This window comes from Tenacibaculum soleae, assembly GCF_001693415.1.
In the GTDB taxonomy this organism is placed as follows: Bacteria; Bacteroidota; Bacteroidia; order Flavobacteriales; family Flavobacteriaceae; genus Polaribacter; species Polaribacter soleae.
The window spans coordinates 27,934-52,802 of record NZ_MAKX01000001.1 but is presented as its reverse complement, the minus strand read 5'-3'; the positions used below and the strand labels follow the sequence as shown (position 1 = coordinate 52,802).

20 protein-coding genes are annotated in these 24,869 nt (G+C 30.1%); 10 read left to right on the top strand and 10 right to left on the bottom strand.

Annotated features, from left to right (window positions below):
* Positions 1–44: 44 nt before the first annotated feature.
* The 3 genes from BA195_RS00215 to BA195_RS00205 are packed head-to-tail and all read right to left on the bottom strand — an operon-like array spanning position 45 to position 3,537.
* Positions 45–1,253, bottom strand: a complete 1,209-nt coding sequence (locus BA195_RS00215) for a BaiN/RdsA family NAD(P)/FAD-dependent oxidoreductase (RefSeq protein ID WP_068701239.1) — start codon at positions 1,251–1,253, stop codon at positions 45–47.
* Between the two features lie 59 nt (positions 1,254–1,312).
* Positions 1,313–2,263, bottom strand: a complete 951-nt coding sequence (locus BA195_RS00210; RefSeq protein WP_068701236.1) for a GYDIA family GHMP kinase — start codon at positions 2,261–2,263, stop codon at positions 1,313–1,315.
* Between the two features lie 2 nt (positions 2,264–2,265).
* A complete protein-coding gene (locus tag BA195_RS00205; protein ID WP_068701234.1) occupies positions 2,266–3,537 on the bottom strand; it encodes a hydroxymethylglutaryl-CoA reductase, degradative in 1,272 nt (423 codons plus the stop codon).
* A 142-nt stretch (positions 3,538–3,679) separates the two neighbouring features.
* Between BA195_RS00205 and BA195_RS00200 the strand changes: the two genes are divergently transcribed.
* From BA195_RS00200 to BA195_RS00185, 4 genes are all read left to right on the top strand, one after another.
* Entirely contained in the window at positions 3,680–5,824 is a 2,145-nt protein-coding gene (locus tag BA195_RS00200) for a S9 family peptidase (protein WP_068701232.1), read from the top strand.
* 3 nt (positions 5,825–5,827) lie between these two features.
* Positions 5,828–7,237, top strand: a complete 1,410-nt coding sequence (locus BA195_RS00195; protein ID WP_068701230.1) for a peptide MFS transporter — start codon at positions 5,828–5,830, stop codon at positions 7,235–7,237.
* A gap of 72 nt (positions 7,238–7,309) precedes the next feature.
* Entirely contained in the window at positions 7,310–8,890 is a 1,581-nt protein-coding gene (locus BA195_RS00190) for a peptide MFS transporter (RefSeq protein ID WP_068701228.1), read from the top strand.
* A 98-nt stretch (positions 8,891–8,988) separates the two neighbouring features.
* Positions 8,989–9,507 (top strand): thioredoxin family protein, encoded by a 519-nt coding sequence (locus BA195_RS00185; protein ID WP_068701226.1) that lies wholly within the window; start codon positions 8,989–8,991, stop codon positions 9,505–9,507.
* Here BA195_RS00185 and BA195_RS00180 read toward each other — a convergent pair whose 3' ends face one another.
* Positions 9,508–11,535, bottom strand: a complete 2,028-nt coding sequence (locus BA195_RS00180; protein ID WP_068701224.1) for a ComEC/Rec2 family competence protein — start codon at positions 11,533–11,535, stop codon at positions 9,508–9,510.
* A gap of 153 nt (positions 11,536–11,688) precedes the next feature.
* On the opposite strand from BA195_RS00180, the gene BA195_RS00175 reads away from it, so the two are divergent.
* Positions 11,689–12,486: an energy transducer TonB gene (locus tag BA195_RS00175; RefSeq protein ID WP_068701222.1), complete on the top strand. Its 798-nt coding sequence runs from the start codon at positions 11,689–11,691 to the stop codon at positions 12,484–12,486.
* An 81-nt stretch (positions 12,487–12,567) separates the two neighbouring features.
* On the opposite strand, the gene lysS is transcribed toward BA195_RS00175, so the two are convergent.
* Both lysS and BA195_RS00165 read right to left on the bottom strand, forming a co-directional pair.
* Positions 12,568–14,265: a lysine--tRNA ligase gene (gene lysS, locus BA195_RS00170; protein ID WP_068701220.1), complete on the bottom strand. Its 1,698-nt coding sequence runs from the start codon at positions 14,263–14,265 to the stop codon at positions 12,568–12,570.
* 367 nt (positions 14,266–14,632) lie between these two features.
* On the bottom strand, positions 14,633–15,133 hold the full coding sequence (locus BA195_RS00165) for a DUF456 domain-containing protein (protein WP_068701218.1): 501 nt from the start codon (positions 15,131–15,133) through the stop codon (positions 14,633–14,635).
* A gap of 127 nt (positions 15,134–15,260) precedes the next feature.
* Between BA195_RS00165 and BA195_RS00160 the strand changes: the two genes are divergently transcribed.
* The 4 genes from BA195_RS00160 (at position 15,261) to BA195_RS00145 (ending at position 19,019) form a co-directional block, all read left to right on the top strand.
* A complete protein-coding gene (locus BA195_RS00160; RefSeq protein ID WP_068701216.1) occupies positions 15,261–15,626 on the top strand; it encodes a BlaI/MecI/CopY family transcriptional regulator in 366 nt (121 codons plus the stop codon).
* 106 nt (positions 15,627–15,732) lie between these two features.
* Complete coding sequence (locus BA195_RS00155) at positions 15,733–17,247, top strand: M56 family metallopeptidase (protein WP_068701214.1); 1,515 nt, start codon at positions 15,733–15,735, stop codon at positions 17,245–17,247.
* A gap of 6 nt (positions 17,248–17,253) precedes the next feature.
* Positions 17,254–18,507, top strand: coding sequence for a tetratricopeptide repeat protein (locus BA195_RS14130; protein WP_084442976.1), 1,254 nt, complete (start codon positions 17,254–17,256; stop codon positions 18,505–18,507).
* Positions 18,508–18,542: 35 nt separating this feature from the next.
* Entirely contained in the window at positions 18,543–19,019 is a 477-nt protein-coding gene (locus tag BA195_RS00145; protein WP_068701212.1) for a hypothetical protein, read from the top strand.
* Here the strand turns inward: BA195_RS00145 and BA195_RS00140 are convergent.
* From BA195_RS00140 to BA195_RS00130, 3 genes are all read right to left on the bottom strand, one after another.
* Positions 18,988–19,527, bottom strand: coding sequence for a hypothetical protein (locus tag BA195_RS00140; protein ID WP_068701210.1), 540 nt, complete (start codon positions 19,525–19,527; stop codon positions 18,988–18,990). The genes BA195_RS00145 and BA195_RS00140 overlap by 32 nt on opposite strands.
* A gap of 66 nt (positions 19,528–19,593) precedes the next feature.
* Positions 19,594–20,154, bottom strand: coding sequence for a Crp/Fnr family transcriptional regulator (locus BA195_RS00135; RefSeq protein WP_084442974.1), 561 nt, complete (start codon positions 20,152–20,154; stop codon positions 19,594–19,596).
* A gap of 3 nt (positions 20,155–20,157) precedes the next feature.
* Positions 20,158–21,666, bottom strand: coding sequence for a GH3 auxin-responsive promoter family protein (locus BA195_RS00130; protein ID WP_068701208.1), 1,509 nt, complete (start codon positions 21,664–21,666; stop codon positions 20,158–20,160).
* A 66-nt stretch (positions 21,667–21,732) separates the two neighbouring features.
* Here BA195_RS00130 and BA195_RS00125 point away from each other — a divergent pair, with 66 nt between their 5' ends.
* Positions 21,733–22,527, top strand: a complete 795-nt coding sequence (locus BA195_RS00125; RefSeq protein WP_068701206.1) for a DUF2797 domain-containing protein — start codon at positions 21,733–21,735, stop codon at positions 22,525–22,527.
* Positions 22,528–22,629: 102 nt separating this feature from the next.
* Here the strand turns inward: BA195_RS00125 and BA195_RS00120 are convergent, their stop codons facing one another.
* The gene (locus tag BA195_RS00120; protein ID WP_068701204.1) at positions 22,630–24,750 is read right to left on the bottom strand and encodes a carboxy terminal-processing peptidase; all 2,121 of its coding nucleotides are present in this window, start codon (positions 24,748–24,750) and stop codon (positions 22,630–22,632) included.
* Positions 24,751–24,869 lie beyond the last annotated feature (119 nt).

Below are 24,869 nucleotides of genomic sequence, written 5' to 3'. Positions count from 1 at the left end.
ACCTTTTACTAAATACAGTAAAAGGTCTTTTTTTATTAATAAATTTATTCAGCAATACTTTTTGCACAAATAAATCCGCCTGTCCAAGCATTTTGAAAGTTAAACCCGCCAGTTACGGCATCAATATTTAAAACTTCACCTACAAAAAAGAGGTTTTTATGTTTTTTGCTTTCAAAACGTTTAAAGTTTATTTCTTTTAAATCTACACCACCAGCGGTAACAAATTCATCTTTAAAAGTGGTTCGTCCGTTAGCATTAAATAAACCTTTGGTCAATTGAGTTGCTAAATTATTTAAATGTTTATTACTTAAATCTCCCCAATTTTGATTAGTTTTAATTTCTGCAGCGGCAACAAAACGTTCCCATAAACGACGAGGAATATCAGTAAAAGGCGATTTTAAATGAACTTGTTTTTTTGGTTGTGATTTTTTTAACTGCAATAATTCTTCTAAAACCAAATCAAAATCTTGCCCTAGCCAATTTACTATAACATTGTATTGGTAATTTTTGTCAGCTAATATTCTTGCGCCAAAGGCAGATAGTTTTAAAATAGCTGGGCCACTTAATCCCCAATGTGTAATTAATAACGGGCCAGAATTTTCAAAATTTGTTCCTGCTAATTTTACTTCGGCATTTGGTACAGCAATACCGCCTAGATCTATAATTCGTTTATCTTTTATATTAAATGTAAATAAAGAAGGTACGGGTTCAATAATTGTATGATTTAGTGTTTTACATAAATCCCATACTTTTTTAGAACTTCCAGCAGCAACGACTACAAAATCAGCCGTAAATTCCTGGTTTTTTGTTTTTACAAGCCATTTTTCTTCTTGTTGTTCGATAGAATTTACACCATGATTTTTTAAAACTGTAATACCTAAACTATCAACATTTTTTTGAAAACAATCAATAATTGCTTGCGATGTATTTGCTTCAGGAAATACACGATTGTCACTTTCAATTTTTAAAGGAATTCCTCTGTCGTCAAACCACTCAAAAGTATCACCAGTCATAAACTGATGAAAAGGCCCTAAAAGTTCTTTTTCTCCTCTAGGATAAAATTTTACGAGTTCTTTAGGTTCAAAACAAGCGTGTGTAACATTGCAACGTCCACCACCTGAAATTTTAACTTTCTGTAAAACTTCTTTTCCTTTTTCAAGAATCGTAATATCTAAATCAGGATTATTTTCTTTTGCATTTATTGCTGTAAAATATCCTGCTGCACCACCACCAATTATAATTACTTTCTTCATTTTGTATTTTGTTAGTTCGAGTAATTTTGATTTTTAGTCAAAATTGTATCAAGAACTTTTTATAAAACCATTTCTTTATAAGGTACAATTGTATCGTACCCTTTCTGTTTAAAATAAGATAAGGTGTTGTCATTTCCTGTAGCCAGAACGAAATCGCCACCCCATGCGCCTAAACTTTTTATTTCACCAAAATAATCAGGAAATAACCGTTTTTTTACAGGTGTTTGTTTAATAATTGAACTAATTAATTGTTCGTGCTCAAATATTATTTTGTTTAAATTTAAAGAAGCGTTGGCTTTTAAAAACTCTTGCGTAAGCTTATTTATTTCAGGAATTAAATTTTCAGCAACCTCTCGATGTTGTTTATAATGCGCAATTCCCTCTCTGCTATTTTGTTTCTGATTTAAGTATACAAAAAACAATTCGTCTTTAAAATTCGGGTTGAATTTTACCTCGCTAACAATAGGTGTCAACTCGAGCGTAGTCGAGAGGTTCTTTTTTAGTTGATATAAAATAGGCGAGTTGTTACTAGCGCAAGCAATGTCGTAGCCACTACCAGAAAAAGCATTCCATAACAACTTAAACGGATTTATATTAGCCCAAGTAGCAATGTTGTTAATTAAAGTTGATGAACTTCCGAGTCCCCAATTTTGAGGGAATGTTAAATTGGTTTTTACGATAAATCCGTTTTCAGAATTTAAAAAATTAGAATTTAACTTTTTTGCTTCTTGTAAAATATCGGATAATGTTTCTGCTATAAATTCGGCACTACCTTCTTTATCAGAATTAAAAGTGGCTGAGGTTAATCGTAAATTAGGTAAATCAAAAGTGGCTTCAAACCAGCATTCGCCAGTATTGGTAAAACTACCCCAAATAATTTGAGGTTCTTTAATTGGTTGAATAGTTAAATCTTGCCCAAATTTTGTAGGAACCGCCAAAGAAGTTGCTCCATCAAGAACTACATATTCGCCTGTCAATAATAATTTTCCGTTACTGTAAAATCTATCCAAAATTATTTTCTTAATTCGTTAAATTTTGCAACCACAGCACTATGCGAAACTGTTTTGTTTTCAAAATAAGCGGTAATAATTTCTTTTTCTGAACGTGTAGCTTCTAACTGATTTAAAATATTTTGCAAGTGCATTTTCATGTGTCCATGTTGAATTCCTTTAGTTGTTAAAGCTCGTAAAGCAGCAAAATTTTGAGCCAATCCTGCGGTAGCAATAATTTCCATTAGTTTTCTTGCAGATGGTTTTTGCATCATGTTTAACGATAATTTTGCCATGGGGTGTAAAGCAGTTAGTCCACCAACAGTACCAAGAGCTAAAGGGATTTCAATCCAAAAACGAAATATATCATTTTTAACTTCACAATGCGTTAAGCTTTTGTACTGTCCGTCTTTACTAGCATAAGCATGTGCACCAGCTTCAATAGCTCTAAAATCGTTACCAGTAGCTAAAACAACGGCATCAATACCGTTCATAATTCCTTTGTTATGAGTTACGGCTCGGTATGGTTCTATTTCTGCTATTTTAACAGCTTGATGAAATTTTTGTGCAAATTTTTGAGGGTTTTCACCACCAAGTTCTTCTACTTTACAGCTTACCTCGGCTTTTACGATACATTGAGGTACGTAATTAGATAGAATACTCATTACAACTTCAATATCATCTTTTCTAAAAGTTTTTGCGATAGCTTCTAAGCATGAGTTGATAAAATTGGCACCCATGCTATCTTTGGTTTCAAAAGTAACATGTAACTGATAGTAATTATCAAGTTTATTTGTTTTGTCAACTAATTGAATATCTAAAATACCGCCACCACGTTTTTCCATGTTTTTGGTAATAGAAGCGGTTGCTGCGTATAGTTTTTCTTTTTGTTGTTTAAAATAAGTTGTTAAATCAGCTTTGTTTCCTTGATACATAAAATGCACCTGACCAATTTTGGTAGTTGATATAACTTCGGTTTTAAATCCGCCACGAGTACTCCAGTATTTAGCAACCAAAGAAGCAGCAGCTACGACAGAGCTTTCTTCAACAACCATTGGTATAACGTAGTCGCTACCGTTAATAACAAAGTTAGGTGCAATACCATACGGCATGTAAAAGTTAGATATGGTGTTTTCTATAAAATCGTCGTGTAGCTGTTGTAATTTTTCATCTACATTCCAGTATTTTTTAAGTGTTTGTATAATTTCAGGTTGGTTATTAAAATAAGTTTTAGCCAACCAATCTATTTTTTCTTCTTTGGTAAGTTTAGAAAATCCAGCAACAATTTTAGACATTCATTGATTAATTTAGGTGGTTCAAAGATAAATTAATCCTGTTAAAATAGCGTTCTTATTTACGATTTCTACTTTTTTTGAGGCATTTTTTGGCGATTTTTCCGTAAACTTGGCAAACTTTTTAGATAAACAACAACATAACATGAAAAAAATATTAATACTTTTCATTGGATTTTCTTCGCTTTTACAAGCTCAGAAAAAAGATATTTCTTTAGAAGATATATGGAGAAAAGGCACATTTAGAGGCGATTATATGAATTCATTGAACTCAATGAATGGAGATTTTTACTCATTATTAAACTATAGTAACGGAAGTTCATCAGTAGATAAATACGATTATAAGACTTTAGAAAAAGTTGCAACAATTGTAGATAGTAAAGATTTAAACGGATTAAAATCATTTAGTTCTTATAGTTTTAATAGTGATGAAACAAAATTAATTTTAGGAACTAATTTTAAACCTATTTTTCGTCGTTCTTTTTTAGGAACTTTCTATGTGTATGATATTGCTTCAAAATCATTAAAATTGATTGGAGAAGATATTCAACGTCCTACTTTTTCGCCAGATAGCAAAAGGGTAGCGTATGCAAAAGATAATAATTTATTTATTAGAGATTTTTCTAGCAACACACTTGTTCAGATTACAAAAGACGGAGAAAAAAATAAAATTATTAACGGTATCACCGATTGGGTTTATGAAGAAGAATTTGGTTTTGTAAAAGCATTTGAATGGAGTGCGGATGGTAGTAATCTTGCTTTTTTACGTTTTGATGAAAGTGCTGTGAAAACATTTTCTATGGATGTATATGGAAAAGGAAAATATCCAACACAAGATGTTTTTAAATACCCAAAAGCTGGTGAAGACAATGCAAAAGTTACCTTACACGTATACTCGTTAAAAACAAACGGAACCGCAAAAATTATTTTTGGAGAATATGAATACATTCCAAGAATTAATTGGACAAAAGATGGTAATATTTTAGCAGTACGTACTTTAAATCGTCATCAAAATGATTTAAAAATGTATTTTATAAATGCAAAAACATACGATACTACTTTAATTTTAAATGAAACAGATGCTGCTTATGTTGATGTAACAGATGATTTAACATTTTTAAATGATAATAGTTTTATATGGACAAGTGAAAAAGACGGATTCAACCATATTTACCATTACAACAATAAAGGAGAATTAATCAATCAAGTAACTAAAGGTAACTGGGAAGTAACTTCTTACTATGGTTTTAATGCTGATAAAAACACTGTTTACTACCAGTCAGTAGAAAATGGTTCAATAAATCGTGGTGTTTATAGTATTTCTTTAACTGGAGAGAATAAAAAAATAATTAGTAATCCTTCAGGAACAAACAGCGCCTCTTTTAGTAAAAACAATCATTATTTTATCAATACTTTTTCTGATGCAAATACACCAACAGTATATTCTTTAAGAAATGCCGATGGTAAAGTATTAAAAACAGTAAAAGATAATGCTGCCTTAAAAGAAGTTATTGCTGGGTATAATTTAAGTAAAAAAGAGTTTTCTACAATTAATGTAAACGGAAACGACTTAAATATGTATACCATTAAACCTGCTAATTTTGATGCAAATAAAAAATACCCAGTATTAATGTATCAATACTCTGGGCCTGGTTCACAAAATGTAAAAAATAGCTGGAATGGAGCTAATGATTACTGGCATCAAATGTTAGCACAAAACGGTTATATTGTTGTTTGTGTTGATGGAAGAGGAACAGGTTTTAAAGGAAGAGACTTTAAAAAAGTTACTTATATGAATTTGGTAAAACACGAAACAGAAGATCAAATTTCAGTAGCTAAAAAATTAACTGAGTTACCATATGTAGATGCAAAAAGAATCGGTATTTGGGGATGGTCGTTTGGAGGACACATGAGTACTAACTGTTTATTAAAAGGAAATGATGTTTTTGCAGCAGCAATAGCAGTGGCACCTGTTACAACTTGGCGTTTTTATGATAGTATTTATACTGAGCGTTATATGAGAACTCCAGAAGAAAACCCTGCAGGATATGATGATAACTCACCATTAAACTACCCAGAATTATTAAAAGGTAAGTATTTATTAATTCATGGTACAGGTGATGATAATGTACATGTGCAAAACGCTTACAGAATGGCAGAAGCTTTAATTCAAGCAAATAAGCAATTTGAATGGGGAATGTATCCTGATAAGAATCACGGTATTTATGGAGGTAATACACGTTTGCACCTGTATACTAAAATGACAAACTTTATTAAAAATAATTTATAAAATATGGACACAGTTAAACAAGAAGAGTTTTTGGGACATCCTAAAGGCTTGTATGTATTATTTTTCGTAGAAATGTGGGAGCGTTTTTCATATTACGGAATGAGAGCAATTTTAACATTGTATTTAGCAGCTCCTATATTATTAGGTGACCCACAATCTGGTTTTGGTTGGACAAATGCTGAAACAATTTCTTTTTACGGGACATATACAATGCTTGTTTATTTAACTTCTATACCTGGTGGTTGGATTGCTGATAAATTTATAGGACAGAAAAAAGCGGTAATGTTAGGAGGTCTTTTATTATGTATTGGTCATGGTATTTTAGCAGTTGATGCACAATGGGCATTTTTTACAGGACTATTATTTATTGTAATTGGAGTTGGTTTTTTAAAACCGAATATTTCAACAATGGTTGGTGGGTTGTATCCAAAAGGAGATGATAGAAGGGATAAAGGCTTTTATGTTTTTTACATAGGGATTAATTTAGGTGCTTTTTTTGGTGCTTTAGCTGTTGGAATTGTAGCCGCTGAGTATGGCTGGCATTATGGTTTTGGTTTAGCAGGTATTGGTATGGCTTTAGGGCAAATTGTATACATGTTCGGGCTTAAATATTTAGAAGGCGTTGGGGAGTTTTTAGGTAAAAAAGATTCACCTGATAAAGAGTTAATGAAAAAACCATTAACCAAAGTTGAAAAAGATAGAATGTTAGTAATGTTTTTATCATTTTTAATCATTATTGTTTTTTGGGGAGCTTTCGAGCAAGCAGGAGGCTTAATGAGTTTATATACAGAACAGAAAACTGATAGATTAATATCGTTTTTAGATTATCAATATGAAGTTCCAGCTGCTGTTTTTCAATCAGTCAATGCTTTTTTTATCATCGTTCTAGGTACATTAGTAGGAGGATTTTGGCATAAATGGGGAAGAAAAGGGAAAGAATCTTCTTCTTTATTTAAAATGGCAATTGGTGTAATTATTATGGCTTTTGGTTTTTTCTTTATGAGTAAAGCAAGCACTGAGGTGGTAATGAATGGAGATAATGTGGTTGAAAAATCAGCTATGACATGGTTGGTATTAGCGTATTTATTTCACACGATAGGTGAGTTATGCGCATCACCAGTAGCATTATCATTTATTACAAAATTGGCACCAGTAAAGTATGCGTCTTTTATGATGGGAGCTTATTTTGCTGCTACAGGATTAGGAAACAAAGTTGCTGGATTAGTAGGAGAAATGTCAGAAGGGGCTGGAGAGTTTCAAGTATTTACAGGTATAGCAGTGTTTTGTACATTGTTTGGAATACTAATTTTATTAATATTAAAACCTTTAAAAAGATTAACACACGGAGCTGAAGATATTGAGGTAACTTCAAAAGAAGAAACTGAAGGTTTTGAATTAGCAGACAATAACTAAAAATAAAATAAAGTCTTGTAATGTATTTGAGCATTACAAGACTTTTTCATTTATAAATTATATAACAAAAATATGAGTACAAACACTGTTAGATTTGAAGGTTCTGAGATGAACCGTAAGTTATTAATGGGACACCCATCAGGATTATTTGTCCTTTTTTTTACAGAAATGTGGGAGCGCTTTTCGTATTATGGAATGCGTGCAATTTTAGTATTATTTTTAACATCAGCAATTACAGGAGATAATCCAGGTTGGGGTTGGTCTAGAGAAGATGCTTTAGGGTTATATGGTACTTACACAATGCTTGTGTATTTTTCACCTATTATAGGAGGTTATTTAGCTGATAAATTTTTAGGATATAGATATGCGGTAGCTATAGGAGCATTAATTATGACAGTCGGACACGCTGCAATGGCTTTAGATACTCCCTGGAGTTTGTATTTAGGAATAGGGTTTTTAGTTGCAGGGAATGGTTTATTTAAACCAAATATTACATCTATTATTAACGGAGTTTACAAAAATGCACAAGATAAAAAAGATGGAGCCTTTACCATATTTTATATGGGTGTAAACGCTGGTGCATTTGTTGGGATATTACTTTGTGGATATGTGGGTGAGACATCTGGATGGCACTATGGTTTTGGACTAGCAGGAATATTCATGTTTTTAGGAATGTTACAATTTTGGTTTGCTCAAGGAATTTTTGGAAGTATTGGTTTGTCTCCATCTAAAACAATTGAATACAATGATGCTATTGATAACAATGAGGAAAAATTAGTTGAGGAAGAAAAAGTTCCGGCAAAGGTTCAAAGAGATAGATATATTGTTGTAGGTATTTTAGCATTTTTTACGGTATTCTTTTGGGCTGCTTTCGAGCAAGCAGGAGGGTCTATGACTATTTTTGCTGGAGATTATACAAACAGAGTTTTAGAAGGAGGGTCTGCCAATGTATTTAGAATTGCTAATACATTATTAACAGTAATTCCATTATTAATAATAACTTATGTTTTATTTCAATTGTTTAAAATAACTTTTAAAAAGTATGCATTGTCTAATCTTTTTTTAGGGGCTAGTTTTGCTATTATTTGGTGTATTGTTATTTGGATGTTAAAAAACCAATTTAGTGATGTTAAAACTGAGGTTCCGGCATCATGGTTTTCTATTTTAAACTCATTTTATATTATTGCTTTTGCACCATTAATTTCAAAAATATGGGAAAGTAAATTTAATCCACCAGCAACTGTAAAATTCGGAATGGGATTAGTTCTTTTAGGATTAGGTTTTGGTGTGCTAGCATACGGTTCGGCTGAAATACCACAAGGAGCACAAACAGCATCTGTAAGTATGATTTGGTTAATATTGGCTTATTTATTGCATACTTTAGGCGAGTTATGTTTATCACCAGTAGGTTTATCTTATGTATCTAAACTTGTACCAGCATCTACTATTGGTGTTATGTTTGGTCTTTGGTATATTGCTGTAGGTATGGGTAATAAGGCAGCAGGTTCAATGGGAGGTATGATTGATAAAATTACAGCTGCTTATGATATGAGTACATTCTTTTTAATTTTTACTATTGTACCAATACTGGCAGGAGTTATTTTAATGGGGTTAACTCCAGTAATTAAAAAACTAATGCACGGAGTGAAATAGTTAAATCACAAACGTTAAAATATATATAAAGCCTATCAAGAATAAAAACTTGATAGGTTTTTTTGTAAATTTGGAACACTTATTGAGACCAAAGAGATATGAGAAAAATAATTTTAGTAGCTGTATTTGCATTTATTTCAGTCGTAGTAAAAGCACAAGAAGAAGTTAATTGGTTAACTTTTGAAGAAGCGATAGAAAAAAACAAAGAAAACCCAAAGCCTATTTTAGTAGATTTATATACAGATTGGTGTGGATGGTGCAAAAAGATGGATAAAACTACCTATAAAAATGAGGTTATCGTTAAGTATATTAATGATAATTATTATGCAGTAAAAATGGATGGTGAAGGAAAAGAAGATATTACTTTTAAAGGTAAAACTTATAAGTTTGTACAACAGGGTAGAAGTAAATATCATGAATTAGCTGCTGCTATTTTAAAAGGAAAAATGAGTTATCCTTCTACTGCTTTTTTTACTCCAAAAGAGCAATTAATTCAAGCAGTTCCTGGTTATTTAGATGAAAAAAAGTTTGAAAAAATTTTAGCATATTTTGCAAAAGACAATTATAAAAAAACTAAGTGGCAAAAATTTTCAAAAAACTTTAAAGGGACTATCTAATTAGTTTTTAAAAAGAATATATGCTCCGTTTTGTCCAGTATGATGAAACGGAATTTTTTGTTTTCTACAAGTTACCTTCCATTGGTTTATATAACTCTTGTAATTACTTCCGTCAGCAACTATTTGTTTAGGTTTTAAGATGTTTATCAAGCGAGTTAAATTAATTTTAGGAGAATGTTGTAATATCACAATAGGGTTTTTAGTACCAATATTATAAACACCTAAACTATCAATGATTATAATTTCATCAGAATTAAACTTAAAGTAATTAGGTATTTTATTAGTAAACTTACTTCTTACATTTTCATTTATCTGATAATCTATAATTGCTTTGTTAGCAGTTATTTTAAGACTATCCAAGTTGTGAAAAACACATAGTTGATTCCCATTTCTTTTTGCTAAAATATTTTTTCTACTTCTATTAAAAACTATAAATTCCTGTTTTTGTTGTCGATCCCTTTTTTCGAAAATAAACACGGTTTGTATAATAACGATGGATGTAAATAAAAACAACAGTTGTTTTGCTTTTCTAACAAGTATAAATTGATACGTAAATATGATTATAAAATACCAGCAAATCATTTCGTAAAAAGACATCGATATTTCTTGCCATAAAAAAGTTTCTTGATTTGCAATCCCATCAACTATTTTATTCATTAAAGAAATAACAAATCCGTAAACATCAACAAGAAATTGCGGGAGTAAATTTAACAACGCAAATAATATAACTAAAATTCCGCCGATTAAGATACCGCCTAAAAAAGGAATGATTAGTAGATTTGATATAATAAAAAGCCCAGGAAATTGATGAAAATAATACAAGCTAACAGGTAATATTCCTACTTGTGCAGCAACAGAAACTGTAAGTAAACTCCAAACTTTATCGAGCAACCAAAGTTTAGGTTTGTATAGTTTGTATAGTAGTGGTTGTATCCAAATAATTCCGAAAACAGCCAGATAACTTAATTGAAAACCTACATCAAATAAAAACATAGGTTTTACTAATAATAAAAGAAACATCGAGCTTATTAATGAATGTTCTACGATTCTTTTTTTCTTAAAAGAAGCACCAAAGGCAATAAATGTAAACATAGTAACTGCTCTAACAACTGAAGCTGATAAACCAGCGATAAAAGCAAACATCCATAGTAAAATAACGACGAGTATTGCTTTTATTGTTGCTCCATATTTTAAACGCTCTAAAGGTTTAAATAAAGATGATAACAGTAGTAAGATAATACCGATATGTAAACCAGAAATGGCTAAAATATGTACAGCTCCAGCATTGATATAACTTTCAAGAAGGTTTTTAGAAATATCTTGACGCTGCCCTAATAACAAAGCATTAATTACTGAAAGTTGATCTTTAGTAAAAGAGTATCTTTTTAAGGAAGTTTGTATTTTATTTCTGAATTGTGCGGATAATCCATACAAAGAAACAGTTTCTTTTTGTAATACTTTATATTCTTTTTTATGGATGAAAATCTGTTGATAGATATACTGTTTATCTAAGTATTTTTTGTAATTAAATTGATGCAGATTTAATGGAGCTGTTAAGTTTTTAAAATCAGGTTTTAAAAAGATACGATCATCAATAGTTAAAGTTGTAGAAACGCTGTCTTTTTTTAGATTTATTAAAATCGATCCACTAGTTTTTTTAGAATCAACTTGAGTTACATCGGCAATAAATTTATGATTGTAATTGTCTGATTTTAAAACTTTATGAATACTTACTATTGCTGTTGAATTGTTAGAGATATGATATTGGTAATAATCGTTGTAATTTTTAGGGTTGTGTATAAATACAGATGAAATTCCGATAATTATAAAAAAGAACAACGCATTAATAGAAAACAACTTTCGAAATTTCTTTCTTTTTAATACGTATAAAAAAAGTAGAAATAAGAGTGTACATGCAATTAGATAATTAAAATCATAATACCATATACGATTGTAATACTGTAAAATAATCCCAATTATCAAACAAATCAGAAATTGAAAAGGTAAATATTCAATTAGTTTTTTCATAGCTCACTAAAGTTAGTGAAAAATAATTAGCTATTTATAAGTTGAATTAAATGTAAAAAAAGTGTAAAAATTAAGGTTTTACACTTTTTTTACATTTAATTTTCAGATACTTATGTACTAATAAGTATATTTACTATGTAAAAGAAGACATTTATGAGAACAAAAATTTTTATTTCAACAAGTTTATTAATTATTACAAGTTTTATCATATTTAGTTTTATAGATAAGAAAGATTATCAAAAAAAGGTTGCCCTAAAAAACTGTGCGGACGTTATGTCTACAGGTTTTAGTAATACGATTTTAAAACCAACTCCTATAAGAAAACTTACGTATTCCGTAAGGAGTGCAAACAATAAAACAACTACAAAAGGTATTTTAAGTAAAGCTAAAACAGTAAAAGAAATATTTGAGTATTATCCTTCTAGTTGGATTGAAGAATATGTTTTAGTTGAAATTACAAGAATTAGTAATAATAAAGAAAAAAAAGAATTAAGTAAAAATGTAGCTTTAACAAGTAAACAACAGGCACTCTTAAAGAGTGCAAAGGTTGGTGATGATATGTTAGTTAGAATCGTTTATAAAACGAAAAACTCTGTGAAAAAGGGAGTAGATACTAGCGAAATAAAAAAAAGAGTAACGATTGTTCCTGATGTTCCAGCTCGTTTTAAAGGAGGAGAAAATGACTTAACAGTATATTTAAGAAATAATAGTAGTACTGAGATTAGAAATTGGGAATTTGAATCAGGACAAAGTACTAAAATTACATTTACGGTTGATGAGAAAGGTGAGACGACCAGTATAAAAGTAACAGAATCTTCAAGAGTGATTTCTGTAGATAAATCTATAATACAATTACTAGAACAAATGCCTAAGTGGATGCCTGCAAAAAACAACAAAGGAAAGTTGGTAAAACAACAATTTGAATTAACGATTGGAGACGCAGGTTGTTAATTTTAATAAGAATGGTATTTAGAAAAAGAAATAAAAAAAGCAACCAAATTTGGTTGCTTTTTTATTTCTTTAAAAGAATATTTATACTATTTCAACAAATAAACCATCGTCTGTTTTTTCAACTTTCGCTAATTTGTTTTTGGTTAAACCCTTAATGGTTTTGTCCCATTTTTTGTTTGATAAGCCACTTTGCGTTTTTAAATCATTTAAAGCAATATTTTCAGCCTTTTCAATCAATGCTAACACTGCTTTTTCATCATCATTTAATTCAACAGCAGGAGCTTTTTTTTCAGGTCTCATTTGAGGGAAAAACAATACTTCTTGTATTGATGGATTGTTTGTTAAGTACATAATTAAACGGTCCATACCAATTCCTAAACCAGATGTTGGAGGCATACCGTATTCTAAAGCACGTAAAAAATCATGATCTATAAATTCACTCGCTTCATCATCACCACGTTCAGCTAATTTAAGCTGCGCTTCAAAACGCTCGCGCTGATCGATAGGGTCGTTTAACTCAGAATAAGCATTGGCAATTTCTTTACCACAAACCATTAATTCAAAACGTTCTGTTAATTCAGGGTTGTCTCTGTGTTCTTTACATAAAGGCGACATTTCCTTCGGATAATCAGTAATAAAAGTAGGCTGAATGTAATTTCCTTCACATTTTTCACCAAACATTTCATCAATTAATTTTCCTTTACCCATGGTTGCATCAACCTCAATACCCATTTCTTTAGCAGCTTCAAAAAGCTCACTTTCAGATTTTCCGGTAATATCAAACCCTGTAAAATGTTTTATAGAATCGGCCATGGTAACTCTTGCGTACGGTGCTTTAAAATCTACCTCGTGTTCACCAAAAGTAGTTTTTGTTGTTCCGTTTACAGCAATAGCACAGTGCTCTAATAAGCGCTCTGTAAAATCCATCATCCAGTTGTAGTCTTTGTAAGCTACATAAATTTCCATCGCTGTAAATTCAGGATTATGAGTTCTATCCATTCCTTCGTTTCTAAAGTTTTTAGAAAACTCATACACACCATCAAAACCACCAACAATTAATCTTTTAAGATATAATTCGTTAGCAATACGCATGTATAAAGGCACATCTAAAGCATTATGATGCGTTACAAAAGGTCTTGCAGAAGCACCACCAGCAATAGGTTGTAAAACAGGAGTTTCAACTTCAAAATAACCAGCGTTATTAAAAAAGTTACGCATTGCAGTAAACAACTTTGTACGCTTAACAAACACATCTTTTACATGGGGGTTTACCACTAAATCGGCATAACGCTGACGGTAACGCATTTCAGGGTCTGTAAACCCATCAAACGTATTTCCTTCAGCATCGACTTTAGGTAGTGGTAAAGGTTTTAATGATTTACTTAACAATTTAAAGCCTTTAACCATTACGGTTTTTTCGCCTACTTTGGTAGTAAATAACTCACCTTCAATACCAATAAAATCACCAATATCTAGTAGTTTTTTATATACTTCATTGTACAAGGTTTTATCTTCGCCAGCACAAATTTCATCACGATTAAAATATACTTGAATTCTTCCATCGCTATCTTGTAATTCAGCAAAAGAAGCTTTTCCTTGAATACGACGACTCATTAATCTACCAGCAATTACCACCTTTTTACCTTCTTCAAATTCGTTTTTAATACTTGTTGAATTTGAATCTAATGGAAATAAATCAGCAGGGTACGGATTAATACCTAATTCGCGTAGTTTCCCTAACTTTTCTCTACGTACAACTTCTTGTTCTGATAATTGCATGGGTTGTTTTTTATAATTTTTAATGAAGCTGCAAAGATACAATCAATTGCAGAATTAAACAACGCTAAACAAATGCAAGTTTTTACAGAAAAAAATAAAAAAATTTGGTAGTCTTAAAAATGGTTGTATATTTGCAGGCTGCTTTTTTTTAAAAGTAGCATTTAGTTGTGTTGTTAGGCACTTTAAATAGTGTCATGGTTTTGTTAACCAATGGAAAGCTTCCCTGAGATGGGTTGCTTTTTTTTTGTTCTAAATTTAAAATAATCTATTTTTTTTGAAGCTATTTCCCGCTTTTCGCACTCGCTCTCTGCGAGGAGCTCAAACAAATACTACAATCGGGGCTAAGCTTATTTACTAAGTGTTTAACTTAAATAAAAGCATTTCTGTATTCCCAAAGAGTAGTAAAAAACAAAACAAAATAAACAACAGCAATCGAAAATTTAATGGTTGCTGAAGTAATAAAACCAAGCAAAGCTCCAAACGATGCTTTTAAAGCTCTGCTGGTATCTTTGCTGTCATAAATTAATTCGCCAATTAATGCTCCTAAAAAAGCACCGATTATAATTCCGAAAGGAATAGGAGATAATAAACCAATAATTAGTCCGATCGTTGTACCGTATACTCCGTATTTAGTGCCCCCAAAACGTTTGGCTCCCATGGCAGGAATAAAATAATCTAGAATAAATATAATAACAGCAATAGCTAAGGTGATTCCTAAAAACCACCAATCTTGCGGAATTACTTTTGTTAAGTGCAGTAATAATAAGCCAATCCAACTTGTAATTGGGCCAGGTAAAACTGGTAAAAAAGCACCAATGATTCCTAAACAAACAAAACAAAAGCCTACTAAAATTAAAAACACATCCATATAAAAACTATTAATTATCTAACTATAAGACGAAAATAAGAATTGTTTGTTACATATTTGTAACTAAAAAATTAGTTTTAACTAATTTTTTAGTTATATTTGAATCGAAGTTATTAAAACATACAGTATGAATAAACAATTAACAAAAGCCGAAGAGCAAATAATGCAAGTTTTATGGGAGTTAAAAGAGGCATCTGTAAAAAATGTAATTGAAGAATTACCCATTCCGAAACCAGCATACAATACAGTTTCAACAATTATCAGAATTTTAGAAACTAAAGAATTTGTTGGGCACAGAACAAAAGGAAGAGGTTATGTGTATTATCCTTTAATTGAAAAATCTTCTTATAGTAACCAAAGCTTACATAAGTTAATGGATGGTTATTTTGGAGGTTCGTTTAAAAGCATGGTGTCGTTTTTTATGAAAGAAAACGAAATGAATATTAACGAGCTTGAAAGTATTTTAAAAGAAGTTAATAAAAACAAAAAGTAATCGTTAGTTCGAGTAAATTTTGAAATATGAAAAATTTGTATCGAGAGCATTTTACAAGTTTATCTCTATCAATAAAACTCAAAGTGATAACATAAAATAAAGACTCATGATAAATTATATAATTCAAGTCATCTTATTTCAGGTGTTATTTGTGGCAGTATATGATTTCTTTTTTAGTAAAGAAACTTTTTTCACTAAAAACAGGTGGTATTTATTAAGTACATCGGTTATTTCATTTTTATTACCACTTTTTAAAATACCAACCATACAAAAAGTAGTTCCGTTAGAATACACCATTTTATTACCCGAAGTAGTTTTGTCGCCACAAAGTGTATTAGAAAAAGCAGCTTGGTATCAATCTATAAACTATTTAGATGTTTTGTTTGTAGCGGGGAGTTTACTTTTTTTAACCATTTTTATTATAAAACTACAGCGAATAGTTCGTTTGATTTTTAAATACGGAAGCGAAAACAGACAGGCATACAAATTAGTGTTGTTGCCTAAAAATGCAAAAGCTTTTTCGTTTTTCAATTATATCTTCTTAGGAAAAGGGATTCCTACTGAAAAGCAAGAAAAGATAATTGAACACGAATTAGTTCACAGTACACAAAAACACACCTTAGATTTATTGTTTTTTGAGTTTTTAAGAATATTCATGTGGTTTAATCCGATGGTGTATGTGTATCAAAACCGCATATCGTTAGTACACGAATATATTTCAGATGATGTGGTAAGTAAAGCAACCGAAAAAGAAAATTACATTAATAATTTATTAGCTGATATTTTTCAGGTAGAAAACATCTCATTCGTAAATCAATTTTATAAACATTCATTAATTAAAAAAAGAATTATTATGATGACAAAAGGAAAATCAAAACAAGTGAAGCAATTAAAGTATTTATTATTAATTCCGTTGCTGGCTAGTATGGTGCTCTACACAGCGTGTAGTGATAATGAAAAAAAAGAATCCGAAGAAGAACTGATGACAATTTATAATAGTAAAGAAGGTAAATTAACATCAATAAAAGGAGAGAAAACTAGCTTACTAGATTCTTATTATGGAGATAGTAAGGTAGATTTAGGAAAAGAATTATCTATAAAGGAATTATCTGAAGAAGAAAAACAAGAGTTTTTTAATATAAGGGATAAAGTTAATTCGAGTAAAATTGGTTCAACGATGAATGTGAAAATTTTCTCAGGATTTAATGGACGAAAAATTATTGCTCATTTATTTGATTTCTCAAAAAGTGAAAGAAAAAAACACATAAAAGGCGAGGATATTCCATTTTCAATCATAGAAAATGCACCAACGTTTCCAGGTTGTGAAGAAGGAAATAAAAGTTGTTTAAATAGAAGTTTACAGGATTTTGTAAAAGAAAATTTTGATGTCAAATTAGCAAATGCTTTAGGGTTGAAATCAGGAAAAAAGAAAATTTATGTACAGTTCAAAATAGATAAAGATGGTAGCATTACAGATGTAAAAGCAAGAGCACCACACCCGAAACTAAAAGAAGCGGCAATGGAAATGATTAAAAAGTTACCCCAAATGAAACCAGGTGAGCATGAAGGTAAAAAAGTAAAGGTCGGATATGTGTTACCAATATCATTTATAGTTGAGTAAAATTATATGAAAAATAAAATTTTAAGTATTGTTCTTATTATTTCATTTTTAAAAGTCGGGGCGCAAACCTCGGCTTTTAAATCTATTGATAACTTGGTACATATTGGTCGTTATCAAAAAGCATTAATACAACTTAAAAAATTGCCTGAGAATTATAAATCAAACAAAAAAATTGCAAGTATTTATAGTTCGATAGATAATTATAAACAAGCATCTAAATATTACGAAAAAGCGCTTTTATTAAAAGACGAATATTCTACTAAAATAGCCTTAGGTAAAAGTTATCAAAAAGAAAAAAAGCTGCAAAAAGCAATTAAAATTTTTGAAGAAATTACTGCTGATGATTCAGATAATTTATTAATAAAGTATAGGTTAGGAAAACTGTATTTACAAACAAAGCAACCTAAAAAAGCTAAAAAGGTTTTTGCTTTTTTACTACAAAAAGATAAAACTAATGCAAGTTATCATTATCAAATAGGGATTGCGTACGCAATGCTAAAAAAGAGAGATTTAAAAATTAATAGTTTTTTAGATACCTATAAGAATGATAATGAACATATAAAAGCAATTCATCAGTTGGCAGTCGCGTATACACTTTTAAGGGATAAAGATTCGTCAAATTTATTTATTGATAAAGGGTTAAAAGTAAATACAAACCATGTTGCTTTAAATAGATTAAAAATTAATAAGCTATATAGGAGTAAACAATACTTAAAAGCTATTGACTTATTGGAAAAAATTGATTCATTAGAGCCAAACGAGCACTACACAAAAAAAATGTTAGGACGCAGTTTTTTTAAATTAAAAGACTATGAAAATGCAAGAAATAATTTTAAAAAAGCATTAAAAATAGATAGAGCAGATTTTAAATCATACACGTATTTAGGCGATATTGATTTTGCTGAAAAAGACTATAAAAGTGCTCGTTTTAACTATTGGTTTGCAACATTTGTGGGTAAAGAAGCGCGTGATACAGAATATTATCAGATAGCTAGAGTTTATAAAGAGTTAGGTGAGCCTAAAAAAGAAATGAATGCGTATAAAGATGCTTATGATGAAAATTATAAAAACTACAGAGCATTGTTTCAGTTGGCAAATACTTCAGAACATTTTTATAAGGATAAAAGGATAGCCTATAAATATTATAAAAACTATATGAACAAGTTTAGAACAAGTGATTCTTTATTAACGAGTCAAGTAAAAACAAGATTAAAGGAAATTAAAAAGTTTTATTTCTTAAAAGGCGAGGTGTTAGAGTAAATTATTTTTTGTATTTTCATCTAAAAATCAGTTAGATGCGATTTTATGATGTAGTTTTTGTAATAATGCTTTTCTTGTTTTTATCGTGCGATTCTTTTTCAAAGAAAACTACAAAAAATAACTTTAATTCGATAATTGACTTTACAAAAGTAGATATATCACCTACGTTTAAAATTTGTAATCAATTACCGATTAGTGAAAAAAAAGCTTGTTTTTATGAAGAAGTGACTAAAAGAATACAAAACTCGATTGCTACTTATAAGTTTATAACAAAAGAAACAATTAATGAAACTATTTTAATTGATTTGTTAGTTGACAAAAGAGGCATATTTAAATTAGAAGAAATAAAATATTCAAAAAAGGTTATTCAGCAGTTTCCGAAATTAGATAGTGTTTTAAGAGCGTCGATTATGAAATTACCCCAAATAACACCTGCTTACAAAAGAGGCATTCCAGTAGCTACGCAATATAAATTGCCTGTTAGAATAATAGAAAAAAAGGTAATGTACTAAAAGGAAATAAAAAAACAATAAGACTAACTAGTATCCAAAAAGTAAAAATAAGATATTGTAAAATATCCATTTTAATATTTTTTTTCTTTTGAATTTTCTTTTTTAAATGATCAATTGATAATACTAATAATTCTTGTTTACTAAGTTTTAAATCTACTATACCAATTGTGTTTATACCCGCTTTATAGCCTTTAAAAACATCTTTAGGGTAGTTTAATAAAGAAAATCCCATTGCCCATAAACTCATAAAACCTATGGGGAAATGTTTCCATATACCTGTTGATATTTCCCAACCCGCAATAAAGGCTTCTCCTTTCCATGTCGTATCACAATTATATAAAATATGTTGAATATCATGAATGTGAACGACTTTTTTTCTGAATTGAGAATTAGGGAGTTTTAAAGTGAATAGTTTAAATTTTAAGTTAAAAGTGTCTTCACTTTCACCACCATCTTTTGCAAAATTATTTTCTTTATAAAACTGTTGTAAAGCGTTTGCTATTATCATTATTGTAGATTATAAGACAAAGGTATTTTATAGTTTGCTATAAATTCTTGACAATTATCAAGAAAACTACTTTGCTCTAATTCTACTAAAAGTTTCCGGAGTCATACCTAAAAAAGAAGCAATGTGCTTTGCTGAAATTCTCTTAAAAAGATGCGGTTTTTTATCTAATAAAATTTGATAACGTTCTTGTGTAGTGTGTAGCTGTAAGTCATCAATTCGTTCTACTAATTCAACATAAATTTGTTGTAAAAATAATCTGCCGAAACGTTCAAATTTTGGGTTTATTTCAAATAGGTTTTCTAAATCGGCATGCTCAATTTTTAAAACCTCTAAATCTTCTAGGGCTTCAATAGTATATTTACTTTTTTTACGTTGAATAAAACTATCTATAGCTGTAATAGTTTCTTGCTCTGCTGAAATATGAACGGTAACATCTTTATCTTCTTTGTAATAAAATACACGAGCAATACCAGATGTAATTATATACATGTAATTGCAAATTTTGCCTGCTTCATGTAAAATGTGATGTTTTGGGTATTTCTCAAACTTCACAGTATTTTTAAAAGCAGCAGCTAATTCAGGGTCTTCTAATAGCAAAGAAGCATTTTGTTCTAAGAAAGAATTCATAAATTACAATTTTAGTAGTTCTTCAACAAAATCACGTTTGTTAGATAAACGAGGAACTTTATGTTGCCCACCTAATTTACCTTTTTCTCTTAACCAATCATAAAATAAATTTTTACGAGCTTCGTGTATTATAGGCATCGCTAAAGTCATATTGTTATACCGTTTAGCTTCATAATCAGAATTAATAGTTTTTAAAGCATCGTCTAATAATTGAGTAAAATAAGTAATATTTTTTGGTGGATTACTAAATTCAATAATCCACTCATGCGCACCACTTTTTTTGTCATTCATAAAAACAGGGCCAACAGTATAATCTTTAATATTAGCGTTGGTTTTTTGGCTAGCAATTTTCAATGCTTTTTCAGCATTCTCGATAATTAATTCTTCGCCAAAAACATTAATATGATGTTTGGTGCGTCCAGTAATTTTTATACGATATGGATTTGTTGATGTAAATTTAACAGTATCACCTATTAAATAACGCCATAAACCACCGTTAGTTGTAATTATTACAGCGTAATTAATTCCTTTTTTTACTTCAGAAAGCTGTATAGCAACTGAGTTTTCACCATTATAATCACTCATTGGGATAAATTCATAAAAGATACCATAATCTAACATGAGTAACATTTCGTTAGAATTATTTCTGTCTTGAATACCAAAAAAACCTTCTGATGCGTTGTAGGTTTCATAATATTTGAAACTTTCTTTAGGGATCAGCTTTTTATATTGCTCTCGATATGGATTAAAATTTACGCCACCATGAAAATAGACTTCTAAATTAGGCCATACTTCTAAAATATTATTTTTCCCTGTTTTTTCTAAAACACGATTTAATAAAACTAACATCCAGCTAGGAACACCAACTAAACTCGTAATGTTTTCGTTAATAGTCTCATCAATGATAGCTTCCATTTTAGTTTCCCATTCAGCCATTAAAGAAACTTCAGAGCTAGGAGCAGAGCTAAAATCTGCCCAAAAAGGTAAGTTTTCGGTAATAATTGCCGATAAATCCCCGAAATAAGAATTATTATCTTCGTAAATAGCCGTACTACCGCCTAGTTTTAATCCTTTACCTGTAAACATTTGTGTTTCTTCGTTGTTGTTGATGTATAAACACAGCATGTCTTTTCCTGCTTTTAAGTGGCAGTCTTCTAGCGCTTCATCACTAACAGGTATAAACTTACTTTTAGCATTTGTTGTTCCGCTACTTTTTGCAAACCAATGAATAGGGGTGGGCCAAAATAAATTTTGTTCACCTTTTCTGCAGCGTTCAATTAGAGGCTCTATGCTTTCATATTTTTGAATAGGAACATTGGCGGCAAAATCAGTATAGTTTTTTATTGACGAAAAGCTATACAGTTTACCAAATTCAGTTTTTTTTGCAGTATTTAATAATTTTTGTAATAACTCGTTTTGTACATCAATTGGATATTTTAAAAACAATTCTACTTGATGTTTGCGCTTTTTTAAAAACCAAGAAATGATAGAATTTATAAATGGAAACGACATAGATTAGCTCTTAATTTAATTTTTTTACTGTAAGTTTGTGAAGCTAAAAGTAATAAAATTTAAGACATGCAATACCAAGGAGTTTTAAAAAAAATGAGAACCGAAAATTTAGAGACGGTTGCGTATTATTTAGATATGAAATCTGATTTTATAAATGTAAATCAGTTGTTAAATAAAGAAATAACACTAAGTTTTGTTACGTACGAATGTTTAAACTGTCATTTAGAAAAAACGATATACCGTCAAGGGTTTTGTAAAAAATGTTTTTTTGAAACACCCAATGCTGGTGATTGGATTATGCGACCAGAATTAAGTAAAGCACATTTAGGTATTGAAGATCGTGATTTAGAATACGAAAAAAGCGTGCAATTAAAACCACATATTGTGTATTTAGCCAATTCTAGTAATGTAAAAGTTGGAGTTACTAGAAAGCAACAAGTACCAACACGTTGGATAGACCAAGGGGCGCATGAGGCAATTGAAATTGTTGAGGTGCCTAATCGTTATTTAGCAGGAATTACAGAAGTTGCTTTAAAAGAATATGTAGCTGATAAAACTAATTGGCGTAAAATGCTTAAGAATGATGTTGAAGATGAAAGTTTAATATCTTGGAAAGAAAAATTAAAAGGCTTTATTCCTGTAGAAGCTCAACAGTATATTATTGAAAATAATGAAGAGACTACGATTAATTTTCCTGTTGAAAAATATCCTTTAAAGCCTAAAAGTTTAAATATTGTAAAAGAACAAACTTATACGGGGGTTTTAGTTGGTGTAAAAGGGCAGTATTTAATTTTTGAAGACGAAACTGTTTTTAATGTTCGAGCTAACGAAGGCTTGGTAGTAAAATTAGAGTTGGTTTAGTAGGCAATTACTATTAGGATGAGATTCTGAATCAAGTTCAGAATGACTTTAGATCATAATTAGAAAGAGATATAATAAAAAAGCAGCCCAAAGGCTGCTTTTTTATTGTTTTACTATTGTGTAATTTTTATTCATTTTTAACTCACTCAGTACATTAAGAGCTTCATTTAAATAAATATCTTTTTTCAAATTTTTGTGCCATACCACGCGTTTTTCTTTTAAAACGGTGTCTTTAGCAAATAGGTTCAATTCGTATTTAGGGGAGTTAAAAGTTAAATTAGAGTTGAATTTAAAAATATCTTTAAATTGTTTAGTTTCCTCTATCTTATCATGACTTTCTTTTTTAAAAGTATTGTAGTTTAAAGAATACACTCTTTCTTCCTGGTTTTTCTTAAGCCATTTTGCGTATTCGTTAATTTTTTTAAACTTTTTATCATTTAAAACACGCTGTTGGCTGTTATAAACAGCATCACCAAAATTACTGTATGAGTTTGTTGTTTGGTATTTGGCTTGTTGTACCTTGTCCCAAGGTAATGCACCTTCTAAATCACGTTCACCGAATTTCATATAACTGTATCTGCTAGGTAATGAAATATCAGAATAAACTCCTTCTATTTGTGTAGAACCTCCATTTATTCTGTAAAATTTTTGAATCGTCATTTTCAACGCACCTAAATCACTCGGGTATTTTTCGTAAAAACGATTAATAGGTAATACATTTTGCACGGTTCCTTTTCCGTAGGTTTGTTTACCACCAATAATTACTCCACGTTTATAATCTTGCATTGCAGCTGCAAAGATTTCAGAAGCAGAAGCAGAAAACTCGTTAACCATTACAACTAAAGGACCATTCCATTGAACTTTAGCGTCAGTATCGTTTTTAACCAACGGGTCTTCATCTCTGTATTTTACTTGTACAATAGGGCCTTTTTCAATAAATAATCCACCAATCTCAATAGCTGTTTTTAAAGAGCCACCACCATTATCACGTAAATCAACAATCAATCCTTTTACGTTTTCTTTTTTTAAACGCTCAATTTCTTTTTCCATATCCTTAGCAGCATCTCTACGGCTTAAGTCATTAAAATCAATATAAAACCTTGGTAGGTCGATAACTCCGTATTTTTGACCATTTTTTTCAACAATACTCGATTTTACAAACGTTTCGTCTAGTTCCACAACATCTCTAATAATTGAGATTACTTTTGTAGAACCATCAAATTTTTTCTTAACGGTTAAACGAACTTCAGTGCCTTTTTTTCCTTTTATAAATTTAATTGCATCATCTAAACGCATTCCAACAATGTCTAAAGGTTCTGCATCTCCTTGAGCTACTTTTAAGATAATGTCATCTGGTTCTAAGTCACCTTGTTTCCAAGCAGGTCCTCCAGAAATTAACTCAACAATATGGGTATAAATTCCTTTTTTTTGTAAACGAGCACCAATACCTTCTAATTTACCTGACATTTCTTGATCGAAACGAGATTTTAAACGAGGAGACATGTAGGTTGTATGTGGATCAAACCCACTGACTACACTGTTTAAAAAAGTTGAATACCAATCAGAATTTTCAAGTTCATCAATACGTTGGTACAATTCGTTCATATTTTTTAAAACTTCTTTCCGAGCTTCTTTTTCTAATACAGAAAATGTTTTCTTTTTAAACGTTTTATCCTTTTTTGCTTTATCGTTTTGTAAGTCTTCTGCATCTTCAATTCTACTTAAAATAGAAAGTTTCAATTGTTTTCTCCAATAATCTACCAATTCACTTTCATTTTTAGCAAAAGGAATTTTTTCAAAATCCATATCAATAACTTCCTTCTTTTTGTAATTAAAAGATTCGGTTAGCAAAGCACGGTAATTTTTTTTTGCAGTTTTTAACTTAGATAAAAATCGATTGTATACCAATTTATAAAAGTCAATGTTACTACTTTTTAATTGATCGTCTATTTGGTATTTAAATTGCGAAAACTCTTTTAAATCCTCTTGTGTAAAGTATCTTTTGTTAGGGTCTAATCCATCAATAAAATTAGTGTAAACATGTGCTGAAAAATCATCGTTTAAATCTTTTTGAACATAATGATATCTGCTTAAAATGTTTTTTAAGACATAAATAATTACTCTATCCTTTTCTGGGTCTGATTTTGAAACGGTATTTGAAAAAATAATGTTTGAAAATAATAGCGTTATCGCTAAAAAAGGAATGATAAATTTCGTCTTCATATATCTACTGTCTTTATAATTAAGTACTAATGTTGCTAAGCTACTAAAATAATGCCATATTTAATAGTGATGCTTGTATATAACTAAATATTGAGTTGTTTTTATAATCTATATGTTAT